The 22,369-nt window shown below is 64.0% G+C and carries 16 protein-coding genes; 4 read left to right on the top strand and 12 right to left on the bottom strand.

Features of this window, described 5'->3' with window-relative positions; genetic code table 11:
- Positions 1–475 precede the first annotated feature (475 nt).
- From AB4Y77_RS16235 to AB4Y77_RS16255, 5 genes are all read right to left on the bottom strand, one after another.
- The gene (locus tag AB4Y77_RS16235; RefSeq protein ID WP_442014618.1) at positions 476–1,696 is read right to left on the bottom strand and encodes an FG-GAP-like repeat-containing protein; all 1,221 of its coding nucleotides are present in this window, start codon (positions 1,694–1,696) and stop codon (positions 476–478) included.
- A 142-nt stretch (positions 1,697–1,838) separates the two neighbouring features.
- Positions 1,839–3,122, bottom strand: a complete 1,284-nt coding sequence (locus AB4Y77_RS16240; RefSeq protein ID WP_442014619.1) for an FG-GAP repeat domain-containing protein — start codon at positions 3,120–3,122, stop codon at positions 1,839–1,841.
- Between the two features lie 141 nt (positions 3,123–3,263).
- Entirely contained in the window at positions 3,264–5,117 is a 1,854-nt protein-coding gene (locus AB4Y77_RS16245) for an FG-GAP-like repeat-containing protein (RefSeq protein WP_442014620.1), read from the bottom strand.
- A gap of 15 nt (positions 5,118–5,132) precedes the next feature.
- Positions 5,133–6,281, bottom strand: a complete 1,149-nt coding sequence (locus AB4Y77_RS16250; protein ID WP_442014621.1) for an FG-GAP repeat domain-containing protein — start codon at positions 6,279–6,281, stop codon at positions 5,133–5,135.
- A gap of 51 nt (positions 6,282–6,332) precedes the next feature.
- Positions 6,333–7,460 carry an FG-GAP repeat domain-containing protein gene (locus AB4Y77_RS16255; RefSeq protein WP_442014622.1) on the bottom strand — a complete coding sequence of 376 codons (1,128 nt, stop codon included), beginning with the start codon at positions 7,458–7,460 and terminating at the stop codon, positions 6,333–6,335.
- A 205-nt stretch (positions 7,461–7,665) separates the two neighbouring features.
- Here AB4Y77_RS16255 and AB4Y77_RS16260 point away from each other — a divergent pair, with 205 nt between their 5' ends.
- Both AB4Y77_RS16260 and AB4Y77_RS16265 read left to right on the top strand, forming a co-directional pair.
- Complete coding sequence (locus AB4Y77_RS16260; protein ID WP_442014623.1) at positions 7,666–8,274, top strand: TetR/AcrR family transcriptional regulator; 609 nt, start codon at positions 7,666–7,668, stop codon at positions 8,272–8,274.
- A 280-nt stretch (positions 8,275–8,554) separates the two neighbouring features.
- On the top strand, positions 8,555–9,745 hold the full coding sequence (locus AB4Y77_RS16265; protein WP_311212026.1) for an NAD(P)-dependent malic enzyme: 1,191 nt from the start codon (positions 8,555–8,557) through the stop codon (positions 9,743–9,745).
- A 112-nt stretch (positions 9,746–9,857) separates the two neighbouring features.
- Here the strand turns inward: AB4Y77_RS16265 and AB4Y77_RS16270 are convergent, their stop codons facing one another.
- A complete protein-coding gene (locus tag AB4Y77_RS16270; protein ID WP_442014624.1) occupies positions 9,858–11,426 on the bottom strand; it encodes an alkaline phosphatase family protein in 1,569 nt (522 codons plus the stop codon).
- 266 nt (positions 11,427–11,692) lie between these two features.
- Here AB4Y77_RS16270 and AB4Y77_RS16275 point away from each other — a divergent pair, with 266 nt between their 5' ends.
- Positions 11,693–12,196 carry a DUF456 domain-containing protein gene (locus AB4Y77_RS16275; protein ID WP_014923055.1) on the top strand — a complete coding sequence of 168 codons (504 nt, stop codon included), beginning with the start codon at positions 11,693–11,695 and terminating at the stop codon, positions 12,194–12,196.
- Positions 12,197–12,293: 97 nt separating this feature from the next.
- Here AB4Y77_RS16275 and AB4Y77_RS16280 read toward each other — a convergent pair whose 3' ends face one another.
- Positions 12,294–13,253: a polysaccharide deacetylase family protein gene (locus tag AB4Y77_RS16280; protein WP_442014625.1), complete on the bottom strand. Its 960-nt coding sequence runs from the start codon at positions 13,251–13,253 to the stop codon at positions 12,294–12,296.
- Positions 13,250–14,809, bottom strand: a complete 1,560-nt coding sequence (locus AB4Y77_RS16285) for a purine-cytosine permease family protein (RefSeq protein ID WP_442014626.1) — start codon at positions 14,807–14,809, stop codon at positions 13,250–13,252. The genes AB4Y77_RS16280 and AB4Y77_RS16285 overlap by 4 nt, the downstream gene beginning before the upstream one ends.
- A gap of 107 nt (positions 14,810–14,916) precedes the next feature.
- Here AB4Y77_RS16285 and AB4Y77_RS16290 point away from each other — a divergent pair, with 107 nt between their 5' ends.
- The gene (locus AB4Y77_RS16290; RefSeq protein WP_442014627.1) at positions 14,917–16,386 is read left to right on the top strand and encodes a PucR family transcriptional regulator; all 1,470 of its coding nucleotides are present in this window, start codon (positions 14,917–14,919) and stop codon (positions 16,384–16,386) included.
- Between the two features lie 91 nt (positions 16,387–16,477).
- Here AB4Y77_RS16290 and purU read toward each other — a convergent pair whose 3' ends face one another.
- From purU to AB4Y77_RS16310, 4 genes are read right to left on the bottom strand one after another with little or no spacing between them, the layout of a single operon-like run.
- Positions 16,478–17,377, bottom strand: a complete 900-nt coding sequence (purU, locus tag AB4Y77_RS16295; protein WP_442014628.1) for a formyltetrahydrofolate deformylase — start codon at positions 17,375–17,377, stop codon at positions 16,478–16,480.
- 2 nt (positions 17,378–17,379) lie between these two features.
- Positions 17,380–18,771, bottom strand: a complete 1,392-nt coding sequence (locus AB4Y77_RS16300; RefSeq protein WP_442014629.1) for an L-serine ammonia-lyase — start codon at positions 18,769–18,771, stop codon at positions 17,380–17,382.
- Complete coding sequence (locus tag AB4Y77_RS16305; protein WP_442014630.1) at positions 18,771–19,430, bottom strand: sarcosine oxidase subunit gamma; 660 nt, start codon at positions 19,428–19,430, stop codon at positions 18,771–18,773. Before AB4Y77_RS16305 ends, AB4Y77_RS16300 begins: the two co-directional genes overlap by 1 nt.
- Entirely contained in the window at positions 19,423–22,368 is a 2,946-nt protein-coding gene (locus AB4Y77_RS16310; protein WP_442014631.1) for a sarcosine oxidase subunit alpha family protein, read from the bottom strand. Before AB4Y77_RS16310 ends, AB4Y77_RS16305 begins: the two co-directional genes overlap by 8 nt.
- Between the last annotated feature and the right edge of the window lies 1 nt (position 22,369).

Raw genomic sequence — 22,369 nt, forward strand, 5'->3', positions numbered from 1 at the left:
GGCGAAGTGAACGGTGGCTTGTCGCAGTGTGTACTTTCCTTCTGCGTCGCTTGCCGGGACAGAACGCACTGCCGCCCCTGACACCTGTGGTTCCCCGCCAAGCGGCTGTTTCCAGGATAGGAATATCTCTGTGGCTTGAGATGGGTCGACCATCACAACACTAAGACGAATTGCCGGACGGGCGACCGTAAAGTTCAAGCGCATCTCGCCGGTCACCGGAATCGGGGCAGTGGTTGCCGCTGCCAGAGTCAGGAACGCCGGGTTCGGCGGCCAAACGTAGGAGTTTACGCCTGATGCTTGTGCCTCCAACGGAGACGCCTCAGCCGCTGGGCTCTGCTGTAGTAGACCGGCCAGCATGACCGTCAGGACCAATGCCAGGATACGCAGATGGCGCCCTGGGGATCGGGTCAAAGACTTCGTCATTTCCACTTCTCCTCGTGAGGTGCTTTTATGCCAAAAGGCGGAAGGATGCGGTCTAGAACACTGCTGTGAAGCCACCCCAACCCCAGCCGACAACCGAGGAACCCCTCCAGCGGTAACCGGATATGCCGAAGTGCGAGTAACCCGAAGTGTCGCCCAGGTACATGGTGAGACGGCCGTTGCCGTCTATTCCGTAAACGTCGGAGTCTCCATCGCCATTGAAGTCGCCGGCTACGCCGATGCGTGCTACCGATTCCCAGCCCCAGCCGATGGATCCGGCAAAACCGCCAGGCATGCCATATTCTTCGAACCAACCGTTCCGGTGAGTGGTTCGCACTTCGAGGTTTCCCCAGAAAGGGCGGGTGAGAACAACAAGGTCTCGCGTGCCAAGAAAGTGCCCGGCACCGACGGCATAGTATCGTTCCCATCCTTGGCCTATCTTGCGGGGGGTAAGCCAGCCACCCCAACCGTTGCCCGGGTACAAGACCAGGTTGCCGGCCGAGTCCTTGGCGAGAATGTCATTTGTGCCGTCCCCGTTGAAGTCTCCGGGCGCGATGAGGTCCGTGAAACTCTGCCAACCCTGGCCAACTTGAAGTGCCTTCTTCCAGCCACCAGAACCGTTCCCTTGGTACAGGAAGAGGCGTCCCTGACCGTCCCGGGCCAGAACATCCACCGTGCCGTCGCCGTCGAAGTCACCAGGCGAGACCAACAGATTGAAGTTGTTCCAACCCCACCCGATCACCTGGGTTGGCTGCCAGTTACCGCGCCCGTCGGTGGGGTACAGCAGGAGCCTGCCCGAGGCGTCCCGGGCAAAGATATCCAGTGTCCCGTCGCCATTAAATCCGCGGGCACGGGCAGCTGCCGCCACTCGCAGCGGGTGGGAGGCTTGAATCGTCGTTGAGGAGTCCGCGTCATAGGTGATCGTGACGGAAGCGGCAACGACTCGTCCCAAGTCAGCTGACGTTGCGCGGTACGTTGTTCCAGTTGCACCTGGGATTACAGTTCCGTCACGTGTCCATGCGAATGAAACGGCCGGAGTCCCTCCCTCGGGTGACACATGGGTAAATGTATTTGAGATGTCCATCTCCAGCAGGCCGCCGACGGTTGCATCGCCGCCCAGTTGGGGTGGGGTACTGACGTAGACCAAGCGCGCAGGCACTCCAATCGCCGGCACAGCCGCTTCTGCAGGCAGCGCAGAGGTGACGAGCAAACCGGCCACCACGGACGCGGCAAGGACTGAAAACAAGCGTCGTCGCTTGCGCGCAACGGCAGGCATAGGAGTACTGGTCTCCAAGGGGTTCCTCCAGGAAAGAAGCTGCCTGATTTGGGCAGCGGTAATTAAAAATTGGAAAAATACTCAGAGGGACCACGCCGCTTCCATCGGCGCGGACCCCTCGTGGATGACGTATCTAAGGCTTTTAGAAGACGGCGTTGAAGCCGCCCCAGCCCCAACCGACCACGCCCGAGGTCTTCCAACCACCGGAGCCGTTGCCGTAGTACATGCGCATCTGGCCGGAGGTGTCGATGCCCCAGACATCGTTGGCGCCGTCGCCGTCGAAGTCTCCCGCTCCTCCCAGCTTGGTGATAGCGTTCCAGCCCTGGCCGATCACGCCGCTGGTGGTCCATCCTCCGTACCCATTGCCGCCGTAGAAGTGCAGGTTTCCTGCCGAATCGCGGGCCAACACGTCGGGCTTGTGATCGCCGTTAAAGTCCCCGGGTGAGAAGACAGACGTCATGCCGCTCCAACCCCAGCCAACTGTTGACGCACCGAGGAAGCCGCCGTATCCGTTGCCCGGGTACAGCACGAGTTCCCCGGAAGACTTGCGGGCCAAGAGGTCATTGTTGCCATCTCCGCTGAAGTCGCCAGCTGCGAAAACAGATGTGAAGATACCCCAGCCCCAACCAATCTGCTGACGGGGGTACCAGCCGCCCTGACCATCGGCAGGATAGAGGAAGAGGGAACCTGCGCCGTCGCGGGCAATGACGTCATTCTCGCCGTCATTGTTGAAGTCTCCGGCGGAGAACATCAGGTTGAAGATGTTCCACCCGGAGCCAACTTCATAGGCCTGCTTCCATGTACCGTTGCCACCGGTTGGGAAGAGGCCAAGACGGCCCCCGGAGTCACGGATGAAAAGGCTCATCGTGTAAGGATCCCAGAACTCTGTGCGGTAGGAGCCTGAGGTGTGGGGCCGGTCTATGTCCACGGGTGTTACGTAATTGAAGTCCAGGGCATCCAGAGCCACCGCAGCAGTGCCGGAGCCCGGAAGATTGCCTGGGTTATGGATCAGTGAACCGTCGCGCCAGTAGCCGAACTCCTGACCGGCAGCAGTGAGGATCTGCAGGTACTGCGCAACATACGTTCCTGGCGGAGTGCCTTGAGCGAAGAACACGTCGAACGAGTAGGTCGAGTCGGCAGCGCTGTAGGAGCCCTGGGTCATCTGCGTATGGAGCTTGCCAGTGGCAGTGTTGCGGAAGAGCACGTAAACGTCGGTGATGGGACCCGAAGCTTGGACCGTAACCCTGGATGTTGCTTGTCCGCCGGAAGCGATCGAGTCCGGTGTCGTGGAGACGGCCACCGGCACCGGCGCGAACGTGTCATCGGCCTGAGCTGCAGGTTCCAAGCCCAGCCCGCCAGCCAGAATGATTCCGCCCGCAATCGCGGCCAACCAATGACGCACACGGCGCAAAGGAGTGATCCCCATTGTTCCCCCAAATCAAGCCGGTCCCAGATGGCCGGCGGTGTCAGTGAATTGAGAGTACAACGGCGGAACGACAGTCTGGGAATTTACTGGCAAAAGTTCAGGGAAAAGACAAGTCAAACCCAAAACTCAACCAAAATCGGCTTAGAAAACGGCGGTGAATCCGCCCCAGCCCCAACCGACTACACCCGCGCCCTTCCAGCCGCCGCTGCCGTTGCCGTAATACATGTTGAGCTGCCCGGCGGAATCGATCGCCCAGACATCGTTGAGGCCATCGCCGTTGAAGTCTCCTGCGCCGCCGATGCGCGACATGACATTCCAGCCGGTGCCAATGGACCGTGCAGTGGTCCAGCCCCCGCTGCCGTTGCCGCCGTAGAGGCGGAGGTTCCCGGCATTGTCGCGGCCCATGACGTCGGGGTTGCCGTCACCGTCGAAATCGCCGGGGGAGAAGAGTTGGCTGAGGGCATCCCAGCCCTGGCCTACCGCGCCCGGGGAGCGGAAACCGCCCACGCCGTTTCCGGGGTAGAGGACAAGAGCGCCTGCAGGGGTCCGGGCCAGGAGGTCGTTGGTGCCGTCTCCTGAGAAGTCGCCGGCTGCGATGACGGAGTCAAAGACGTCCCATCCCCAGCCGACTTCCTTGCGCGGCAGCCAACCGCCCGTCCCGTTGCCTGGGTAGAGGAAAAGGGTGCCGGCGTCGTCGCGTGCCAGGACGTCGTTGAACCCATCGCCGTTGAAGTCGCCAGCGTTGAACACGAGGTCGAACACGTCCCAGCCATACCCGATGGTTTTCGCCGCTTGCCATCGTCCGGCGCCATCCGTTGGGTAGAGGAGAAGGTTCGCCGCGGCGTTCCGGGCAAACAGGTCCAAGGAGGTACCGGCGTCGAACCCTGCATTGTGGGCCTTGTTCCGCACCACGGTGCGGCTGTACACCGTGAACGGGCGCGTGGCCGTGGCCGGATTGCCGGCCTGGACTACCGCGCGGAAGCCGACGACGGCGCCACGGTCGGCCGCGGTCAGCGTATAGGTTTTGGCGGTGGCCCCGTTGATCGGGGTACCGTTCCGCACCCATTCGTACCTGACGCTGACGGCACCGCCGGCTGTCCCGGTGGAGACGCTGCCCTCGTTGAAGACACCAGTGAGTTTTTCGCCCACGGTCAGCTTGCCTTGGAGCGCAGGGGCTGTTGCGGTGATGGGGGAGGTGGGGGTGAGCGGCAGGGAGGACGCCGACACAGCCCGGTACCCTGCGCGGGTGGCCGTGACCCGGACGGACAGGGTCTGGTCCAGGTCGGCTTCGGCCACCCGGTAGCTGTTGACGGTAGCGCCTGCGATGGGTTGGCCGTTCCGCAGCCACTGGTAGGCGAAGCCGGTGGGCGGGTAGGTCCAGGTGCCGTTGTCAGTGGTCAGCACTTGGTCGTAGCGGGCCACTCCGGACACGACTGGTGCTTTGGTATTGGGGTTGTCGATGAGCGGGAAATTGGGGTTGTTGACGGCGAAGTCCACGCCGTCCAGGGCGCCGGGCCGCTGCGTTGGCGCTTCGAGGCCTTGGCTCAAGAAGAGGATGTTGCCGTCGCGGCCGTAGCGCACGGATCCCTGCCCCGCGGGAAGCACGATGTTGACGCTGAGGAGTTTGTACCGGCCCGTGCGTTTGAACGCGCTTCCGTTGACCGGCACCTTGGCCTGGGCGCTGTAGGGTCCCGGAGCTGCGCTGGTGGGTCCGTAGAGAATGGCCTGCTCCAGTGTGTCCTCGTTGACGTACGCGAATCCCACTTCCTGGGCCGGCCCGCTCAGGGTGAAGGAGAGGGAGATGGTATTGCCGGGAACCACGGTGGCGGGTGAAGTCCGCGTCACCACAGTCGGCAACGGCGTCGGGCCTGCTGCGTTGGCGCCCGGCGGCGGAACCGCGATGGCGAGGCCAGCGCACAGGAGAACGGCCAGGAGGAGATGGAAACCCAGCCGCAGCGGACGTCGGGAAGTAAGAGCAGAAGAAAGAAACGTCATGGAATCCCCCAGATCCTAGAAGACTGCGTTGAAACCGCCCCAGCCCCAACCAATGGCACCGGCGCCGTTCCAGCCGCCGTCGCCGTCGCCGTAGTAAGCGAGCAATTGCCCTGAACCGTCCACAGCGTAGACGTCCACGTTGCCGTTGCCGTCAATGTCGCCGGCCGCGCCAATGGTAGCCATGCCGCCCCAGCCCTGGCCGACCACCGCCATGCCGGCCCAGCCGCCCGCTCCGTTGCCCTTGTACAGGCGCAAAGCTCCTGCTGTGTCGCGGGCCAGGATGTCCACATTGTGATCACCGTTGAAGTCGCCGGGGGTGATGACCTTGTTGACCACGTTCCATCCGCTGCCCACCAAGGACCGGGTGAGCCAGCCGCCGTCGCCGTTGCCCGGGTACAGGTAGAGGAGGCCGCCGGCATCGCGTGCCAGGAGGTCGTTGGTGCCATCGCCGTTGAAGTCGCCGGGCGAAACGATCGAGTTGAAGGCGTTCCAGCCACTGCCTACCTGGCGTCCGGCGAGGAAACCGCCGTTGCCCGTTCCCGCGTACAGGAAGAGGTTGCCGGCCGAATCCTTGGCCAGGATGTCGTTGGCACCGTCGCCGTTGAAATCGCCGGGGGAGACTACCGTTCCGAAGCCGTTCCAGCCCGGTCCCACTGTCCTTGCGGATTCCCAGGCGTTGTTGACGCGGGGATACATCATGAGGGTGCCATCAGTGCGGCGGGCCAGCATTTCATAGGCACCGCGCCCTGTGAAGCCGTTGGCCCTATTGGAGGCGGAGATCGGAGCGGTCTCTTCGCTGGAGACTTCCAGCGGCTCGCACCCGTTCTGGCTTGCCACCACATGGGCTGCGATGGTCTTTCCGCGGTCTGATTCATCGAGCGTGTAGGTCCACCACGCCCAGTGGTCCTGGGCCCGAACGCCGTCGCGGGTCCAGTAAATGCCGTAGTCCGGTCCGGCAGCGGCGCCGCAGCCACGGTAGGAAGCAGGATCGATCTCAAGCGTGAGTGTTGAGCCAACAAACGGTGCACCATGAATCACGGGATTCGAAGGGTCCATGGTTGCCATGGCGGGTGCCGGCGTGAAGGCGATTGCGGCGATGACCGCCGCTGCAATGCCAGCCACCACCCGGCGCACACCTGACGTAGGGCGCGTTGGTGCGTTCATGATGTCCTCCCCAGACTTTATGCGGCTAATTCTACCGCGCGGGGGTTTTCTCTAGAAGATCGCTGTGAATCCGCTCCAACCATTACCGGCGACCTCAGACCCGCGCCATCCTGCGCGCCCGTTGCCGTAGTAGATCACCAACCGACCCTGCTGATCGACGCCGTAGACATCGTTGAAACCGTCATTGTCGAAGTCCCCGGCGGCGCCCGCTGCTTTCAGCGAGTTCCAGCCGACCCCGACCAACCATGACCTCGTCCAGCCGCCCGCGCCGTTGCCGCCGTAAAAGTAGAGATAGCCACTGCGGTCCCGTGCCAGCACATCCACGTTGCCGTCGCCGTTGAAGTCTCCCGGAGTCAGCAGCGCATCCATCATCTGCCAGCCCTGCCCGACGGCGGTCCTTGCCAACCAGCCTCCGGAACCATTGCCCGGGTACAGATAGAGAGCGCCGCCGGGTTCGCGGGCCAGGACGTCGTTGTGGCCATCGCCGTTGAAGTCTCCGGGGCTCACGATCGTGTCGAAGACGTTCCAGCCCTTGCCAATGGTCTGTGCCGGTTTCCAGCCGCCGGTTCCGTCACCCGCGTAGAGGTACAGGGTTCCTGCGGCGTCCCTGGCGATCACATCGCCCTTGCCGTCGCCGTTGAAGTCGCCCGGCGAGAAAGTCAGGTTGAAAATGTTCCAACCCCAGCCCACCGTCCGGGCCGCTTCCCACGCGGCTCCCTTTCGGCCGTAGAGCTGCAGCGCGCCGTCGGTGCCGCGGGCCAACAACTCGAAGCTCCTGCCCGTGAACCCGGCCGCCCGGTTGGCAGCGCCTACGGGCTTGGTTTCGTCGCTGTGCAGGGATTCGCCGCCGCAGGCAGTCTTGCTGGCGGTGACATGGGCGGCCATCCGGGCCCCGGTGTCATCGGGCTGCAGTACGTAAGTGCGGGCGGTCTCGCCGGCCACCAGGAATCCGTCCCTGGTCCAGTAGATGGTGAAGTCCGGACCCTTGCCGCCGCCGCAGCCGTAGAACGTGTACGGGCCGATATCCGTGGTCAACGTCTGGCCAACGAACGCTTTTCCGCTGAGGACGGGATCAGGCCCGCTGCTTTGGGCGGCCGACGCCGGGAGCGGACTCAGTGCCATGGCCGCCACAGCGGCGGTCAGCAGCGCCGCTGCCATCCGGCGTCGAAATGTCCCCATGTGTGCGTTCCTCCCGTGATCCAGACCTGCCTGCAGTGTATGTGCGCGGAGCGCCAATGGCCGGGAGCGGCGTGCGCCCTTTCTTGTCTGGTGAGCTCTCAGGAAACGGTCATTTAGCTCCCGTATCATTGATGCGATCGGCCAGCCGCGGGTCTTTGACCCCAGCCGGCCGCTTCCTTGTCAGCCTGCCAAGAGATCGCCGGAAATGCCCGCCTCAAACTCACTGGAACCGTATTCCCTTGACCTGACCACGGGGTTGCCCCGTATGGCTGCCGCGCCCACCACCCCGCGGCAGCAGCTGCGCTATGCCCGCATCCTGAAGACGGCTGAGGGTTTTGCCCAGAGGCAGTTCGATACGTTGAGCCTTTCCGACGTTGCGGCCAGGGCTGACATTCCGCTCGGTACGCTGTACCGCTACTTTCCCTCCACAGCCCACCTGATGCTGGCCGTGTACAGGCAGCAGCTGCGTGAACTCCGGGACGGCGTCCGCCGCCGCGAGGGCAAAGGGCACGCGCTCGCGGGTTTGATGATGGAAATTTTCCACCTGAGGGTCATGCAGCCGGGGGTAGAGCACTGCTTGATCCGTCCTGCAGGCAAGGACGACGACACCGCCCAGTTGCTGCGCGAGATCGATGCGCTGTCCGAGGAAGTGGTGGGTTCGCTCAGCAAGGACACCGGCAAGGATGCCGTGCGTGCCAGGATCCTGCTCCACCTCGTCAGTGGGCTTGTCCAAGCCGTCCGATGCCGACGGTTGTCCCTGTTCGAGGCGGAAAAGGATCTCAAGAAGGCGTGCTCGTTGCTGACCGGAGAATGACGGAATCGCCTGCTGGTCTAGACCGGCAGGACTTCTGAACACGGTTTTTCGCATGACCTGGATCACATTTAGAGCTGGTTGAACGTTTTACTCTCGAATCGTCTCTCTTGGTATTGAATCTTGTACCCCCGCAGGCTCCTTAGGCTGGAAACACCGAAGCGGCTAGCAGCCCCCTATCTGCAGAAGCAACGCCGGACCAGCCATCCTTGGTCCGCTACAGCAGTTCTGTTCCTGCCCGAACCATGCCGTGGGTCCACGGCTAGCCTGAGGAGACAAAGACGTGTCCATTGAGACAATTGCTACAGACAACGACGCCCTGGTACTGACCGAAGAAGAGATCTTCGCAGCCCACGAAGGCGGCAAGCTGACCATTTCCAGCACCGTGCCGCTGAACAACAAGCGCGACCTTTCCATCGCCTACACCCCCGGAGTTGCGCAGGTCAGCCGCGCAATCCACGCAAACCCCGAGCTCGCCCGCACCCACACCTGGGCCGAGCGCCTGGTTGTTGTTGTCAGCGACGGCACTGCGGTCCTTGGCCTCGGCAACATCGGCCCCAGCGCCTCCCTGCCGGTGATGGAGGGCAAGTCCGCCCTGTTCAAGTCCTTCGGAGACCTCGACTCCATCCCGCTGGTCCTCAACACCACCAACGTGGACGAGATCATTGAGACCCTGGTCCGCCTGCGCCCCAGCTTCGGCGCCGTGAACCTCGAAGACATCTCCGCTCCCCGCTGCTTCGAACTCGAAGAGCGCCTCATCGAAGCCCTGGACTGCCCGGTCATGCACGACGACCAGCACGGCACCGCCGTCGTGGTTCTTGCAGCCCTGACCAACGCCGCCAAGGTGACCCAGCGCGAACTGGCCGGGCTCAAGGTTGTTGTTTCCGGCGCCGGCGCCGCTGGCATCGCCATTGCCGAAATTCTGCTTGCTGTTGGCATCAAGGACGTCATCCTGCTCGACTCCAAGGGCGTGGTCAACGCTGACCGTGCCGATCTTGTGGCAGACCCCGGCAGCGTCAAGGCCCGCATGGCCCAGCGCACCAACCCCCGCGGCGTCACCGGTGGCCCGGGCGAGGGACTGACGGGTGCAGACGTCTTTGTGGGCGTCTCCTCCTCCAAGCTGGACGAAGAGCACCTGAAGCTCATGAACGATCAGTCGATCGTGTTCGCCCTGTCCAACCCGGACCCGGAAGTTCTCCCCGAGGTTGCCCAGAAGTACGCGGCCGTTGTTGCCACCGGCCGCAGCGACTTCCCGAACCAGATCAACAACGTGCTGGCCTTCCCCGGCATCTTCCGTGGCGCACTGGATGCCAAGGCCCGCCGCATCACGCCCGCCATGAAGATCGCTGCTGCCAACGCCATCGCTGAGCTGGCCGCTGAAGACCTCTCCGCGGACTACATCGTGCCGAGCCCGCTGGATGCCCGCGTGGCGCCGGCCGTCACCGCGGCTGTTGCTGCCGCCGTAGCCGACTAGTCGGGCAAGCAGAGTTACCTGCGCAAGACCGACGACGGCGACGCCTCCCGTGCTGGGGAGCGTCGCCGTCGTTCTTTGTTAAGTCAGGCGCTGGCGGGTCAGCTGACCGGCGTTACTTAATCGCCAGTCTTACCTGGTCGACAGTCCAAAAGGCGCTGTTGGTCCCGGTATAGCGGAAGCTGACTTTGGCCGTCTTTACGCCCTTGGGTACTTCCAAGGCCAGGTTTTCGAAGCCGTTGAAGTTGGCGGTGTAAGCCTTCACGAGCTGCGCGGCGCCGTCGTCGTAGCTGATCAGAACCTCGCCACTCTGGGGTCCGTCGATCCTGTAGTTGGAAGCGAAGGAAAGCGTTGCGGTCTTACCGCCCTTGACCTTGAAGGCGGGGCTGATGAGGGTGGAGTCGAACTGCCCGGCGGCGTGGGACTTGTCATCCCATTCGTCCGAATCGGCCACAGCGAAGACGTTACGGTTGCGGACGGACGTTTCACGGCCCTGATTGCGGTCGGTGTTGGTCCAGAATTCGTCCGTGGCGAAGGACCAGCCGCGCCATTCGGTCACGCCACCAGCCGGCATTGCCGAGTTGTCGATGTTCCAGTCTCCCGGTGCAGTCCCGGTCCAGCCTTTGACGTCGGCGGCAGGTCCGGTCTCGTCCGCACGGGTTTGCAGGTTGTCCTTCAGGGAATCGAACGCGTCCGGTGCGATGTCCGTGAGTGCCAGTCCGTCCAGGTTCCAGGCCGCGTCAGACTTTACTCCTTCGTGTTTGAGGACCGTGGGTGCGATGTCCGTGATTTTGACGTCGTTGCGGACAGTGCCGGGCTCGATGCCCTTGCCCTGGGCGATTACGAAGGTCTGACGCTCGGCCGGGGTGCTGCCACCGTGGCCGCCGGTGGGGGTGTGCCCGTGGTCGGAGGTCAAGACCACCAGCCAGTCTTCGGACTTGTAGCTGGGCCGGTTCTTGACGGCATTCAGGATCTCGCCCACTTGCCGGTCCACGGTGCGCAGGGCTGCGAGGTATTCCTCGCGCTCGGTGCCGTAGGAGTGGCCGGCGCCGTCAACCTCGTCCAGATGGATGAACGTGCTGTCAGGGTTGCCGTTGGACAAGTAGTCCACAGCTTTGGCTGTGGTGCCGGCATCGGTGCCGCCGGCGATTCGAAGGTCGACGTTTTCGCCAAAGACCTTTTCCGGAATGGGTGCCCACGTGCCTGCAACCAACGTGGAGGCATTCGGCTGGGCTGCTTCGAGCCGGCTCAGGTAGTCGGGGTACTGGCTGTAGTTGGGGGCCGTGAAGTTGTTGTCCACCACGTTGTGCTTGTCCGGCCACACGCCGGTGGCGATGCTCGACCAGCCTGCTCCGGACACGGTGGGTGCCATGGGGTTGGCGAACAGGTTGCTTTTGGCGGTCATGCCGGAGTCGATCACGCTTTGGATAGTGGGCACGCCGGCCGTGCCGAACTTGGCGATTGCTGCACCATCGACGCCGATCACCAGCGTCTTCTTGCGCTTCGTGCCATCGGGGAGGCCTGCGTAGGACGACTTGGCCGGACGGCTGGCGGCATCCGAAGCGCTGGGTTCTGCGGGTGCCGCGATCGCGGCTGAGGGAAGCACGACGGCGGCTGCGAGCGTCAGTGCGGCCGTTGCCAAGGCTCTGCGGAAAGGACGGGCGTTGTCCAAAGGTATCTCCATGTTCGGGTCAAGACGGGAGCCCTCGGCACGGTGGGTGCCGACGGCCTGACTCCTCAACCCTGCCGCTTCAATGGCTCCCAATCAACGAAAATTGCTACTTGTCTATACAAGTTCTCGGGACGTTAATCTCTTGTTTCCCGAGCCTCCTGGGTGCTGCGGTGCTCTGCATCGTTCCTGGCTGGTCGGTTGTTCATACAACACTGTGTCGCAAGGCCTGGCCCGTGGCCGTCGCTTCTTGTCAACGGACCCCACCTAGACTGAGGATCATGAACGCCGAACTGATCGTGACCATCCTGTGCGGCCTGGCCATTGCGGTAGGCGTCGCCGGGACCATTATTCCTGTACTTCCCGGCAGTATTCTCATCGGCGCGAGCCTGCTGGCCTGGGCCATCTGGGGAGGCGCCGGTCCGCTCGGCTGGGTGATCTTCGCCGTCGGCATGGTGTTTGTGGTGGCCGGTATGGCCGCCAGTGCCGTGCTCACCGGACGGAAGCTGAAGCAACACGGCATTCCCAACAGGTCGGTGTTGATCGGCGTGGTGCTGGGCGTGGTGGGCATGTTTGTTATTCCCGTGGTGGGGCTCTTTGTGGGGTTCGCCGTCGGGCTGCTGCTCAGCGAAGTCCAGCGGACGCGGGACTTCCGTACGGCCGTCCGATCCAGTGGTGCCGCGCTCAAGGCAACGGGCATCGGGATCCTGGTGGAGTTTGGGTTGGCGTGTGCCGCGGCGAGCACGTGGATCATCGGAGTGTGGATCAACGCGGTGAACGGCTAAGCGCCTAAACACTGCACCCAGATGGCAAAAGATGACAATCCCGGAGCTTGGGATTGTCATCTTTTGCCATCTCGGCGGAAGGCGAGGGGCAGGGAATCTAGTGGTGCGCAGGCACTCCAGCGGGGACGTGGACCTGTGCGGGGCGGAAGGTTGCTCCTGCTCCGGGGAACAGTGGGACATCAATGCGTGCGTGGGTGTGGATTTCCTGCACGGTGTCCTTGGTGTGCTGTGCGATCCCGGCCAGCGTAGTGACCCACATGCCGTCCAAATCCTTGACCCGCTCCATCAGCTGCTCAAGGGCCACGGCGCGGGATGGCCGGCCTGAGATGAACGGGTGGTTGGTCAGGACGAAGCAGCTTCCCTGGGAGTGGTGCGCCTGGGCTTCAAGGGTCCACATTTCCAACGCCTTGGCCGGGCTCTCGATGACCCCGCTGCCCGTGACGCCGGGGTAGAACCCGTACTGCTCCCAATCGTCCAGTGCCCAGTCCACGGGGATCTCCACGATGTCCCGGGAGTCGCCCTCGGCGACGGACATGCGGTAGGGGGCATCGCCGTCGAGCAGGCTTGAATCGTAGAGGAAGCCGCGGTCCGCCAGCAGGGCGGGCGATTGCCAGTTCAGCTCCCACCACGGAGCGCGGTACCCCACGGGCCTGATCCCGGCGACGTTGGCCAGTGCCTCCATGCCGCGGTCCAGGTAGCTCGCTTCTGTAGCAGCATCGATGCCCTGCATGGGCTCGTGGAGGTAGCCGTGGTGGGCGATCTCGTGCCCGCCATCAGCGATTCTGCGGACCACGTCCGGGTAGCTCTCCGCCGTGAAACCCGGGATGAAGAACGTCCCCTTGATGTCCTGGCGGTCCAGGATCTGAAGCAAACGCGGCACGGCGATCTTGGGCCCATACGACTGGTGGCTCATAAGGGACATGCGCTTGGTGCTGGAAGGATCATGGGCGATGGTGCAGGACTCGGCGTCGACGTCGAAGGTGAAGGACGCCGCGGCCTGGTACCCCTCGGGCCACGTGATCTGGTGGAGGGAATCAGCGAAAGCGGGCTGGTTCATGCTGTGGTCCTTTCGGGAACTGCGGGAACTGCCTGAGCATCGGGTCCGGCCGGGGCCGCGGCAGCAGCGGTGGCCGATACGTGGTTCGAGTCCGCCAACAGGTACTTCTTGTGTGCCCGCGGGCCGAGGAGGGCGTAGCTCGCCGCGCTGGTCAGTCCGCCGGCCAGCCAGGAGAGATCCCACCCGCCCAGGGCCACGGCGATGGGACCCTGCATGGCGGGAACCAGGCCATACATGAACAGCCAGGTGGAGAAGATGCCTACCAGGAGGGACACGATTCCGGCCCAGTTGATGACGGGCAAGCGGCGTGTTCCAACTGGATCAAAGAGGCGGTCAACCTTGGCCGGCCAGCGCTTCTCCAGCCAGAAGTAGTGCACCAGCATGACGCCACCCCACGCAGCCACCCACGCGACCAGGCCGATCAGCCATGCGTCGAGAACCGCTGCGAAGTCCTCCTGGAAGATGAAGAACACGACGGCGATGAGCGAGAAGACGCCGACGAACAGGTTCAGCTTGCGCCGGCTGATCTTGATGTCCAGGGCCTGCGTGGCCACGGAGAAGGTGTAGATGTTCAGGATGTTGGTGGCGATGGGGCCGTGCAGGACCATGAGGAGGACCGGGAGGGCCAGGACGCCGAAGTTCTGAACGATCAGTTTTCCGGGGTCGATCTCGCCGCTGTTGGTAGCCAGGCTTGCACCGAGGACGCCGAGCCACACGACAGGGATGAACTGGCCCAGGACCGAGGCGAGGTAGACCTTGCGCTTGGGAACGGAGGTGCTGACGAAGCGGGAGTAGTCGGCGGCGTACGTGAACCAGGTGATGCCCCAGCCGATGCCGATTGCTGTCATCACTGCACTCATGGCGGCGATGCGCTCGGAGCCTTCAAGGATGTTGCCGGCCGGGCCCGCGTAGCCCCAGTCGATCTTCATGCCGAACCAGGCCACGCATGACATGACGGCCAGAATGATGATGGTGGGCGGAACAGTCCACTTTTCAAAGGCCGCGATGGCCTTGTATCCGAACCAGGCAATGGCAACCTGGGCCGCCATGATCGCCGTGGCGACGCAAATCTTCCAGGCGTAGTTCTTGGCCTCGGGATCTACCCAGCCAAGGGTTCCAAAGAGCGCCATGACCAGGTCCAGGATGATCCAGGTGTTGACTGCGCACCAGCCGATCACCAGCAGGGCTTGGATGGCGGCCGGGAGGTAGTTGCCTTGACGGCCGAAAGCGGCGCGGGCGAGCACCATGCCAGTGGCGCCGGTCTTCTGGCCAAGGAGAACGAAGCAGCCGAACAGCAGCATGCCGATCAGGTTTCCCAGCACCAGGACAATCACTGTGTCTGCGAAGCCGAGGCCGAGGTGGATGCCAAGGGCGCCGAGCACCCAGTTAATAGGTGCAAGGTTGGCGCCGGCCCAGATCCAGAACTGTCCGGAAACTTTGCGGGTGCGGTCTGCCTCAGGAATGGGTTGGAGCCAGGCTTCGCTGTCATGGCCCGGCGCCGTTGCCGGACCTGACTGCGCTGGGCTGGAAGGCGAAGGGGAGAGGTTGTCTTGCATGGGGGAGCCTCCGTGTATGAAAGGGACCCCTTCAGCGTATGTGCCTCAGATCACAGCAACAAGATACGATGTGTCTAAACAAGACGCCAACGACCATACGGAGTGTCATGTCGATTCTGCTGGGTGCCGCTTTGGAGTACCAAAGCCTGAAATCTGCGGACCCCCTGGTCCTCAACGACGTGCCGGGCGCGCTCTCCCGGCCGGTCCGTTGGGTCCATTCCAGCGAAGTGCTGGATATCGCCCCGCTCCTCAGCGGCGGCGAACTGCTGCTGAGCGGAGGGCAGGCGCTCGCCGGCGTGACCTCCGAGCGGCAAGCCGATTATGTCCGGGAATTGGCCGCCCGAGGCATCGCGGCCTTGGCTCTGGAGACGGGTCCGGCACTCCCTGAAATTCCGGCGGGCATGCTGACAATTGCCGAGGCCGCCGGGCTGCCGGTGATCGAGCTCCGACAGGTGGTGCCCTTTGTTGGCGTGATGCAGGAGATCAATTCCCTGCTGGTGAGCGAATCCGTGGAGCACCTCCAACATGCCGACCAAGCCAGCCACGCCATGGCTGCCGAGCTTGCCCACGGCGGTGGGCTCGACCAACTCCTGGCTGTTTTGTCCGAAAGGACGGGGGCAGGCGCGCGGCTGGTCTCGCCGTCGGGCCTTACCCTCGGTGCCGCCGGCGAGACGTCTGCCATGGACGACGGCGGCAGCGTCACCACGGTGGATGTCCCGGTGCGCGGCGTCCTTGCCGCACGGCTTGAACTGCACGTGCCCGACGACGGCGACGGCGGGCTCGCGCGGGTGGCGGGCGAACGATCCGTGGACATCCTCGGGCTGGCCCTGTTGCAGCGGATGCCGCCGGGGTTGAAGGAGTTGGCGGGCATCGAACTCATGCGTGCCATCAATTCGGGGAGCCAGCAATGGCAGCTCCAGCAGCTCGGACCGGCGTCGGGGTTTCCCGTGCTGGGTAAAGTGGCCGCGGTGGTGATTCGCTCCACCGGGGCAGGCCACTTGCGTCCGGCCGTGGATGCGCTGCTGCGCGAGTGTGTGCCGCACAGCGCGAGCTACGCCAACAATGCTGAGCTGATCGCGCTGGCTGCCTTGGACGATGGGGCAGTCACCCGGCGGGCGCTCACGGTGGCGTTGCAGGGATTGGAGGTGCCCGCTGGTTCGGTGGTGGCCGTGGGGCCGCTGGGGGCCGGCATTGATCAGGCGCCGTGGTCCTTGGCTGAGGCGCGTCGGGCACTGGAGCTGGTCCCGGCCGGCCACGGTGTTGTGGATGCTGACACCCTGGCCGTGGAGCTCCTTGCCCATGAGGCGCTGGACCCGGCCACGCGGGAAGGGTTCGTGCAGCGGCAGCTGGGTGCCGTCGTCGAACATGATCGCCTGAAGAAGTCCGAACTCATGAGGACGCTGACCGTGTGGCTGGATACCGGCTGCAACACTGCCCAGGCTGCGCGTGAGCTGCACTTGGAACGGCAGTCCCTGCATCACCGGCTCCAACGGATCTTCGAGCTGTGCGGGGGAGATCCTCGGGGGACTGGCCGGCTGGCTGCGCTGCATCTGGCAACGCGGCTGGCGCGGTTGTAGCCCCTTAAGCACCAATTCGACGGCCCGCTGCGGGTTGGACGGTTGGAACCATCTATGACGCAGCAAGCCGTCGAATCGGGGATGCAAAGCCCTACTTCAGCACGATCGTCCTGTTCCCATTCAGGATGATCCGCCCCTCGCAGTGCCAGCGAACGGCGTTGCTGAGGGCTTTGCATTCGGTGTCCCGGCCGGCGGCTACGAGATCGTCCGGCCCGAACGTGTGGTCCACTTCCACTACCTGCTGGGCGACGATGGGACCTTCATCCAACTCGCCATTCACGTAGTGGGCGGTGGCCCCCACAGTTTTCACACCACGTGCGTAAGCCTGGTGATAGGGCTTGGCACCCTTGAAGCTGGGCAGGAACGAGTGGTGGATGTTGATCGCGCGGCCATCAAGCTTGCGGGCCAGATCATCGCTGAGCACCTGCATGTACCGGGCCAGGACAATGAGTTCCACGTCCAGTTCGTCGATGATCTCCAGCAAGCGACCTTCGGCTGCGGGCTTGGTGGCCGCCGTGACGGGAACGTGGAAGAACGGGATCTCGTGCCACTCCGCCAACCCCTGGTGGTCGGTGTGGTTGGACACGACGCCCACCACGTCGATGGGCAGCTCGCCGATCCGTGCCCGGAACAGGAGGTCGTTCAGGCAGTGCCCAAACTTGGAGACCATGATCAGCACGCGGCGCTTGTAGCCCTGGCGCTGCAGTTGCCAGTTCATGCTGTACTTCTCGCCAACCGGGGAGAACGCCTCCCGCAGCGCATCAACCGTGGATTCGTCACCGGACGACGCGAAATGGACCCGCATGAAGAAGTGGCCCTCGGCGCGGTCACCGAACTGTTTGTTGTCAATGATGTCGCAGCCGTGGTCCAGCAGGAAGCCGGACACAGCGTGCACGATGCCCGGACCTTCGGGGCAGTCAAGGGTGAGGACGTGTTCCACAGTGGTCTCCGGGGAGGCGACGGCGGCAGTTTCAGTTTGGATGGCAGTCATGGCTAGCACTCCACTACGTTGACGGCGAGGCCCCCACGGGAGGTCTCTTTGTACTTGGATTTCATGTCTGCGCCTGTTTCGCGCATGGTTTTGATGGCTTTGTCCAGGGACACTTTGTGGCTGCCGTCGCCGTGCAGGGCAAGGCGGGCGGCGTTGATGGCCTTGACGCTGGCGATCGCGTTGCGTTCGATGCAGGGGATCTGCACCAGCCCGCCCACGGGATCGCAGGTGAGGCCCAGGTTGTGTTCAATGCCCACCTCGGCGGCATTTTCCACTTGCTCCGGCGTTCCACCGAGGACTTCGCAGAGACCGGCGGCCGCCATGGAGCAGGCGGAGCCAACCTCGCCCTGGCAGCCCACCTCGGCACCGGAGATGGACGCGTTGATTTTGAACAGGATTCCGACGGCGGCCGCCGCCAGCAGGAACCGCACGACACCGTCGTCGTTGGCTCCCGGAACAAACCTGGTGTAGTAGTGCAGCACGGCCGGGACAATTCCCGCGGCACCATTGGTGGGAGCGGTGACTATCCTTCCGCCTGCGGCGTTTTCCTCGTTCACGGCCAGGGCGAACAGGTTGACCCATTCCATGGCGAGTAGGGGGTCCGCAGATGTTGCGCCGTTGAGGCCCGCATCAGTTTCGGAAAGCTTCTTGAACAACGACGGCGCCCGTCGCCTGACCTTCAGGCCTCCCGGCAGGATTCCCTCGGCAGAGCAGCCGTTGTCCACGCACTCCTGCATGACGGCCCAGATCCCCAGCAACCGTTCGCGCAGTTCTTCCTCGGAACGCCACACGAGTTCGTTGGCCAGCATGATGTCCGAGATGGACTTGCCCTCGCGGAGGCAGATGGCCAGGAGTTCGTCTGCGGTGGTGAAGGGGTAGGGCAGCACGGTGTCGTCAGCTACCACTTTGTCGGCTCCGGAGACGTCCCCGTCCACCACGAAGCCGCCGCCGATGGAGTAGTAGCTGCGTTCCCGGAGCACGGTGCCCGTATGGTCGAGCGCCCGGAAGGTCATCCCGTTGGGGTGGGCGGGCAACGACTTGCGGCGGTGCAGGACCACGTCCTCGTCCCAGTTGAAGTCCACCCGGTGGTTCCCGGCCACGCGCAGTTCCGCGTCGAGTGCCGCGGCCGCCACCTGGTCATCGGCGGTGTGGGTGTTGACGGTTTCGGGGGAGTGGCCTTGCAGCCCCAGCACCACGGCCTTGTCTGAGCCGTGGCCCCGGCCGGTGGCGCCCAGGGAGCCGAAAAGCTCTGCCTGGATGCGCACCGTAGCCGGAAGCTGGCCGGACGATTCAAGACCGTCCGTGAACTGCTTTGCCGCGCGCATCGGGCCTACCGTGTGTGAAGACGACGGCCCGATGCCAACAGAAAACAGATCAAGCACACTCAGTGCCATTAGGGGACCTCTGGGGAGGCGTACTCCCGCATGGCATCGAGGAGCCAGCGTCCCAGGAAATCGGCAAACGAGGCCCGGGGAAAGATCCGGTAGGACTCGTCAGAGGTCTTCCACAGCATCACCGGGATGTGGGCGAGCTCAGTGGAGACAGCGGTCCCCACCTTGAAGACCCGAGGATGCAAATCCAAGGCGCAGGTCTTCTCCAGCACTGCGCGGGCGTGGCTACCGGAGAGCTCAAACGTGGTGCGGTTGGCGGACAGGTCCACCACCTGGCCCGCGTCGTTGCCCAATGCCGTGGTCAGATCGCTGACCAAGGAGCCTCCCAGCGAATCGTGGGCTTCCTCCGGTGCGACCACCATGAACTCCGTGGGGCCAAGCCACAGGGTGTTCACCGAATCCTTGCCCGAGACCGTGCCGCCCGTCACTTCACCGCAAGCGGCAGGCAAGCCGCCGGTCACGGACGCAACGCGGGCACCGGCGTCGGACGTTCGGTGAACCCGAATGCCCACCATGGCCTGGTACGGGATTTCGGTGAGCGTCACCGTGCCCGGCACAGAGCCGGAGGTGAAGGCATCAGCCAGGTGCTCGGCCGGGCTGCGGCGGGCGCCCCGGACGCGGTCGACGTGTGCGGTTTCTGCTGGTGTTGCTGTTTCAGCCATCTTTGCGGGTCCCTTCAGCATCGAAAAGTACGGTTTCGCCAACAACCACGTCCACCAATTGGTCTCCCAGCGAGGCCACCAGGGTCTCGCCGATGCGGTTGCGGCCGTTTTGAATGAGAGCCAGGGCGAAGGAACGGCCCAACGCGGCGCTGTGGTAGCTGGAGGTCACGAAGCCCTCCATGGGGACGGGTCCGTTGGCCGGGTTGACCGGGATGCCCTTTTCCACCAACTGTGTGCCTTCCGGCAGCCTCAGCGAGTGGTCCACGGGAAGGACGCTGACCAGATGCTTCCGGTCCTCGCGGCTGGCGTCCTGACGGAGGTAGGAGCGCTTGCCGATGAAGTCCTTGGCCTTGGAGACAATCCAGTCCATGCCGGCGTCCTGCGGGGTGACCGTGCCATCGGTGTCCTGCCCAACGATCGGGTAGCCCTTCTCGGCGCGGAGAACGTGCATGGTCTCCGTGCCGTACGGGGTGATGTTGAACTCGGCACCGGCAGCGGCAACAGCTTCCCAGGTGTTGAGTCCGTACCAGGACGGGATGTTGATTTCGTAGGCCAGTTCACCGGAGAAGGAGATGCGGCAAACGCGGGCCTGGACTCCGGAGGCCAGGGTGGTCTCGCGGAACGTCATGAACGGGAAGGCTTCAGCATCCAGGCCACCGTTTTCGGCGAGCTGGGGAGCAACCTTGGCGATCACTGCGCGGGACTTCGGGCCAACGACGGCGATGGTGCTCCACTGCTCCGTCACTGATGCGCAGACCACATCGAGTTCCGGCCACTCCGTCTGGTGCCACTCTTCCAGCCAGTCCAGCACCTTGGCTGCGCCGCCGGTGGTGGTGGTCATGAAGTAGCGGTCATCGTCCAGGCGAAGGGTCACGCCGTCGTCGAAGATCATGCCGTCCAAGGTGCACATCACGCCGTAGCGGGCGGATCCCGGGGCGAGCTTCTTGAACGCGTTGGTGTACACGCGGTTCAGGAATTCTCCGGCGTCCTTGCCACGGATCTCGATCTTGCCCAGGGTGGTGGCGTCCATGAAGCCCACGGAGTCGCGGACAGCTGCGCATTCACGCAGGACTGCCGTGTCCATGTCTTCCTCGGCCTGCGGGTAGTACCAAGGGCGCTTCCACTGTCCAACGTCTTCGAACAGTGCGCCCTGGGCAACGTGCCACGGGTGGATGGAGGTGACGCGGGCGGGGTCGAACAGTTCGCCACGCTGGCGGCCTGCCAAAGCTGCGAAGGCCACGGGCGTGAACGGTGCACGGTAAGCGGTGGTGCCAATCTCGCCGACGCCCGGGATGTTCTCAGCTCCGCCGAACTTCAGCGCCGCGGCGATGACGCCGATTGCGTTGACGCCGGACGTCTTGCCCTGATCGTTGGCCGTGCTGATGGAGGTGTACCGCTTGACGTGCTCCACGGACCGCATGCCAGCCCCGGTGGAGCGGAGGACATCGGCCACGGACTGGTCGCGCTGGAAGTCAACGAAGTGGTGGTGCCATTCGCCGGGCTCACCGGTTTGGCCGGGGACCAGCCAGAGCTGGCGGCTTGGAGCGCTGGCCACAGGTGCCTGCAGTTCCACCGGGGTGGTGGCGGATTCGAAGCCAGCGGCGATGGATGCTGCCGCTCCCGCCGAGATGCCCTCTGCCAGGCAATCCTGGAGTTCAAAGCTGCCACGGCCTGCGCCTGCAAGCTGCTGGTCGCGGACGGGCTTGGTGGGAATGAACGCTGCGAGCTCGTCATCCCAACGCAGCTTGCCCTGGCGCTGGCTGTGGAGGTGGACCACCGGGCTCCAGCCACCGGAAACTGCCAGGAGATCGGCAGCCAGCTGTTCGACGCCCGAGGTGAGTTCGCCGTCGTCGTTAATACTGCGGACGGTGACGCCATTCAGGCGGCCATTCCCGTCCGCCGACGTGTCAGCCACGGCGCTGCCGATGAGGACCCGGATACCGGACTCGACGGCGGCGGCGGCCTTCGCGCTGATCTGCGGACGGGCATCGACGACGGCGGCAATCGCCACGCCTGCTGCCTGCAGGTCCGCGGCAAGAGCGTAAGCGGAATCGTTCGTGGTGGTGATGACCGCGCGTGAACCGGCTGCCACGGCGTAACGGTTCAGGTAGGTGCGGGCAGCCGAGGCGAGCATGATGCCAGGGCGGTCGTTGTTCTCGAAGACCAGCGGACGCTCGTGGGCGCCGGGAGCCAGGACAACCTGCTTGGCACGGATGTGCCAAATACGCTGGCGGGAGACACCCGAGGCCGCCGGAACGCTCAAGTGGTCCGTGCGGTTCTGGGCTGCGATGAAGTAGTTGGAGTCATAGGAGCCGAAAGCCGTGGTGCGGTTCAGCACCGTGCATTCGCCGGCGGAAACCAGCTCGGCTTCCACGTCAGCAACCCATTCCAGGGCCGGCTTGCCTTCGATCAGTTCGGCGAGTTCCGGGGCGGTGGAGCCGGAGAGCAGGGAGCCGCCCAGTTCGGGCTGGTCGTCAATGAGGATGACGCGGGCACCGGTGCGGACAGCTTCGCGGGCTGCTGCCAGGCCGGCGATGCCTCCACCAACCACCAGGACGTCGGTGTGCACGTACTTCTTGTCGTACTCGGCCTTGTCCTCGTTGGGATCCAGTTTGCCCAGGCCGGAGAGGAGTTCAATGTTCATGCCGTCCACCAAGGAAACTGCAGTGGCGGGAAGCATGGACTCGGCAACGTGCCCGCGGAAGCGGGGAGCGATCTTGACCAAGGCGTTGGACTCTTCCACACCGGCGGCCATGATGCCGCGGGGGCGGTCCTCGTAGAGGGAGTTGCCGGCGTTGATGTGGCCGTTGGCCAACAGCGCCGAAGCGATGGTGTCACCCGGGTGGCCGGTGAATTCCTGGCCGTCCACGGTGAAGCGCCAAGAGATGCTGCGATCGATGCGTCCGCCGGTGGCGAGGCGTGCGTTCTTGCTGGTCACT

Origin of the sequence: Paenarthrobacter sp. YAF11_1 (genome assembly GCF_052113445.1) — a bacterium.
In the GTDB taxonomy this organism is placed as follows: Bacteria; Actinomycetota; Actinomycetes; order Actinomycetales; family Micrococcaceae; genus Arthrobacter.

Coding starts and splice junctions, on each gene's coding strand:
- AB4Y77_RS16235 (WP_442014618.1), bottom strand. CDS start 1,696: ATGCCTGCCGTTGCGCGCAAGCGACGACGCTTGTTTTCAGTCCTTGCC.
- AB4Y77_RS16240 (WP_442014619.1), bottom strand. CDS start 3,122: ATGGGGATCACTCCTTTGCGCCGTGTGCGTCATTGGTTGGCCGCGATT.
- AB4Y77_RS16245 (WP_442014620.1), bottom strand. CDS start 5,117: ATGACGTTTCTTTCTTCTGCTCTTACTTCCCGACGTCCGCTGCGGCTG.
- AB4Y77_RS16250 (WP_442014621.1), bottom strand. CDS start 6,281: ATGAACGCACCAACGCGCCCTACGTCAGGTGTGCGCCGGGTGGTGGCT.
- AB4Y77_RS16255 (WP_442014622.1), bottom strand. CDS start 7,460: ATGGGGACATTTCGACGCCGGATGGCAGCGGCGCTGCTGACCGCCGCT.
- AB4Y77_RS16260 (WP_442014623.1), top strand. CDS start 7,666: ATGCCCGCCTCAAACTCACTGGAACCGTATTCCCTTGACCTGACCACG.
- AB4Y77_RS16270 (WP_442014624.1), bottom strand. CDS start 11,426: ATGGAGATACCTTTGGACAACGCCCGTCCTTTCCGCAGAGCCTTGGCA.
- AB4Y77_RS16275 (WP_014923055.1), top strand. CDS start 11,693: ATGAACGCCGAACTGATCGTGACCATCCTGTGCGGCCTGGCCATTGCG.
- AB4Y77_RS16280 (WP_442014625.1), bottom strand. CDS start 13,253: ATGAACCAGCCCGCTTTCGCTGATTCCCTCCACCAGATCACGTGGCCC.
- AB4Y77_RS16285 (WP_442014626.1), bottom strand. CDS start 14,809: ATGCAAGACAACCTCTCCCCTTCGCCTTCCAGCCCAGCGCAGTCAGGT.
- AB4Y77_RS16290 (WP_442014627.1), top strand. CDS start 14,917: ATGTCGATTCTGCTGGGTGCCGCTTTGGAGTACCAAAGCCTGAAATCT.
- purU (WP_442014628.1), bottom strand. CDS start 17,377: ATGACTGCCATCCAAACTGAAACTGCCGCCGTCGCCTCCCCGGAGACC.
- AB4Y77_RS16300 (WP_442014629.1), bottom strand. CDS start 18,771: ATGGCACTGAGTGTGCTTGATCTGTTTTCTGTTGGCATCGGGCCGTCG.
- AB4Y77_RS16305 (WP_442014630.1), bottom strand. CDS start 19,430: ATGGCTGAAACAGCAACACCAGCAGAAACCGCACACGTCGACCGCGTC.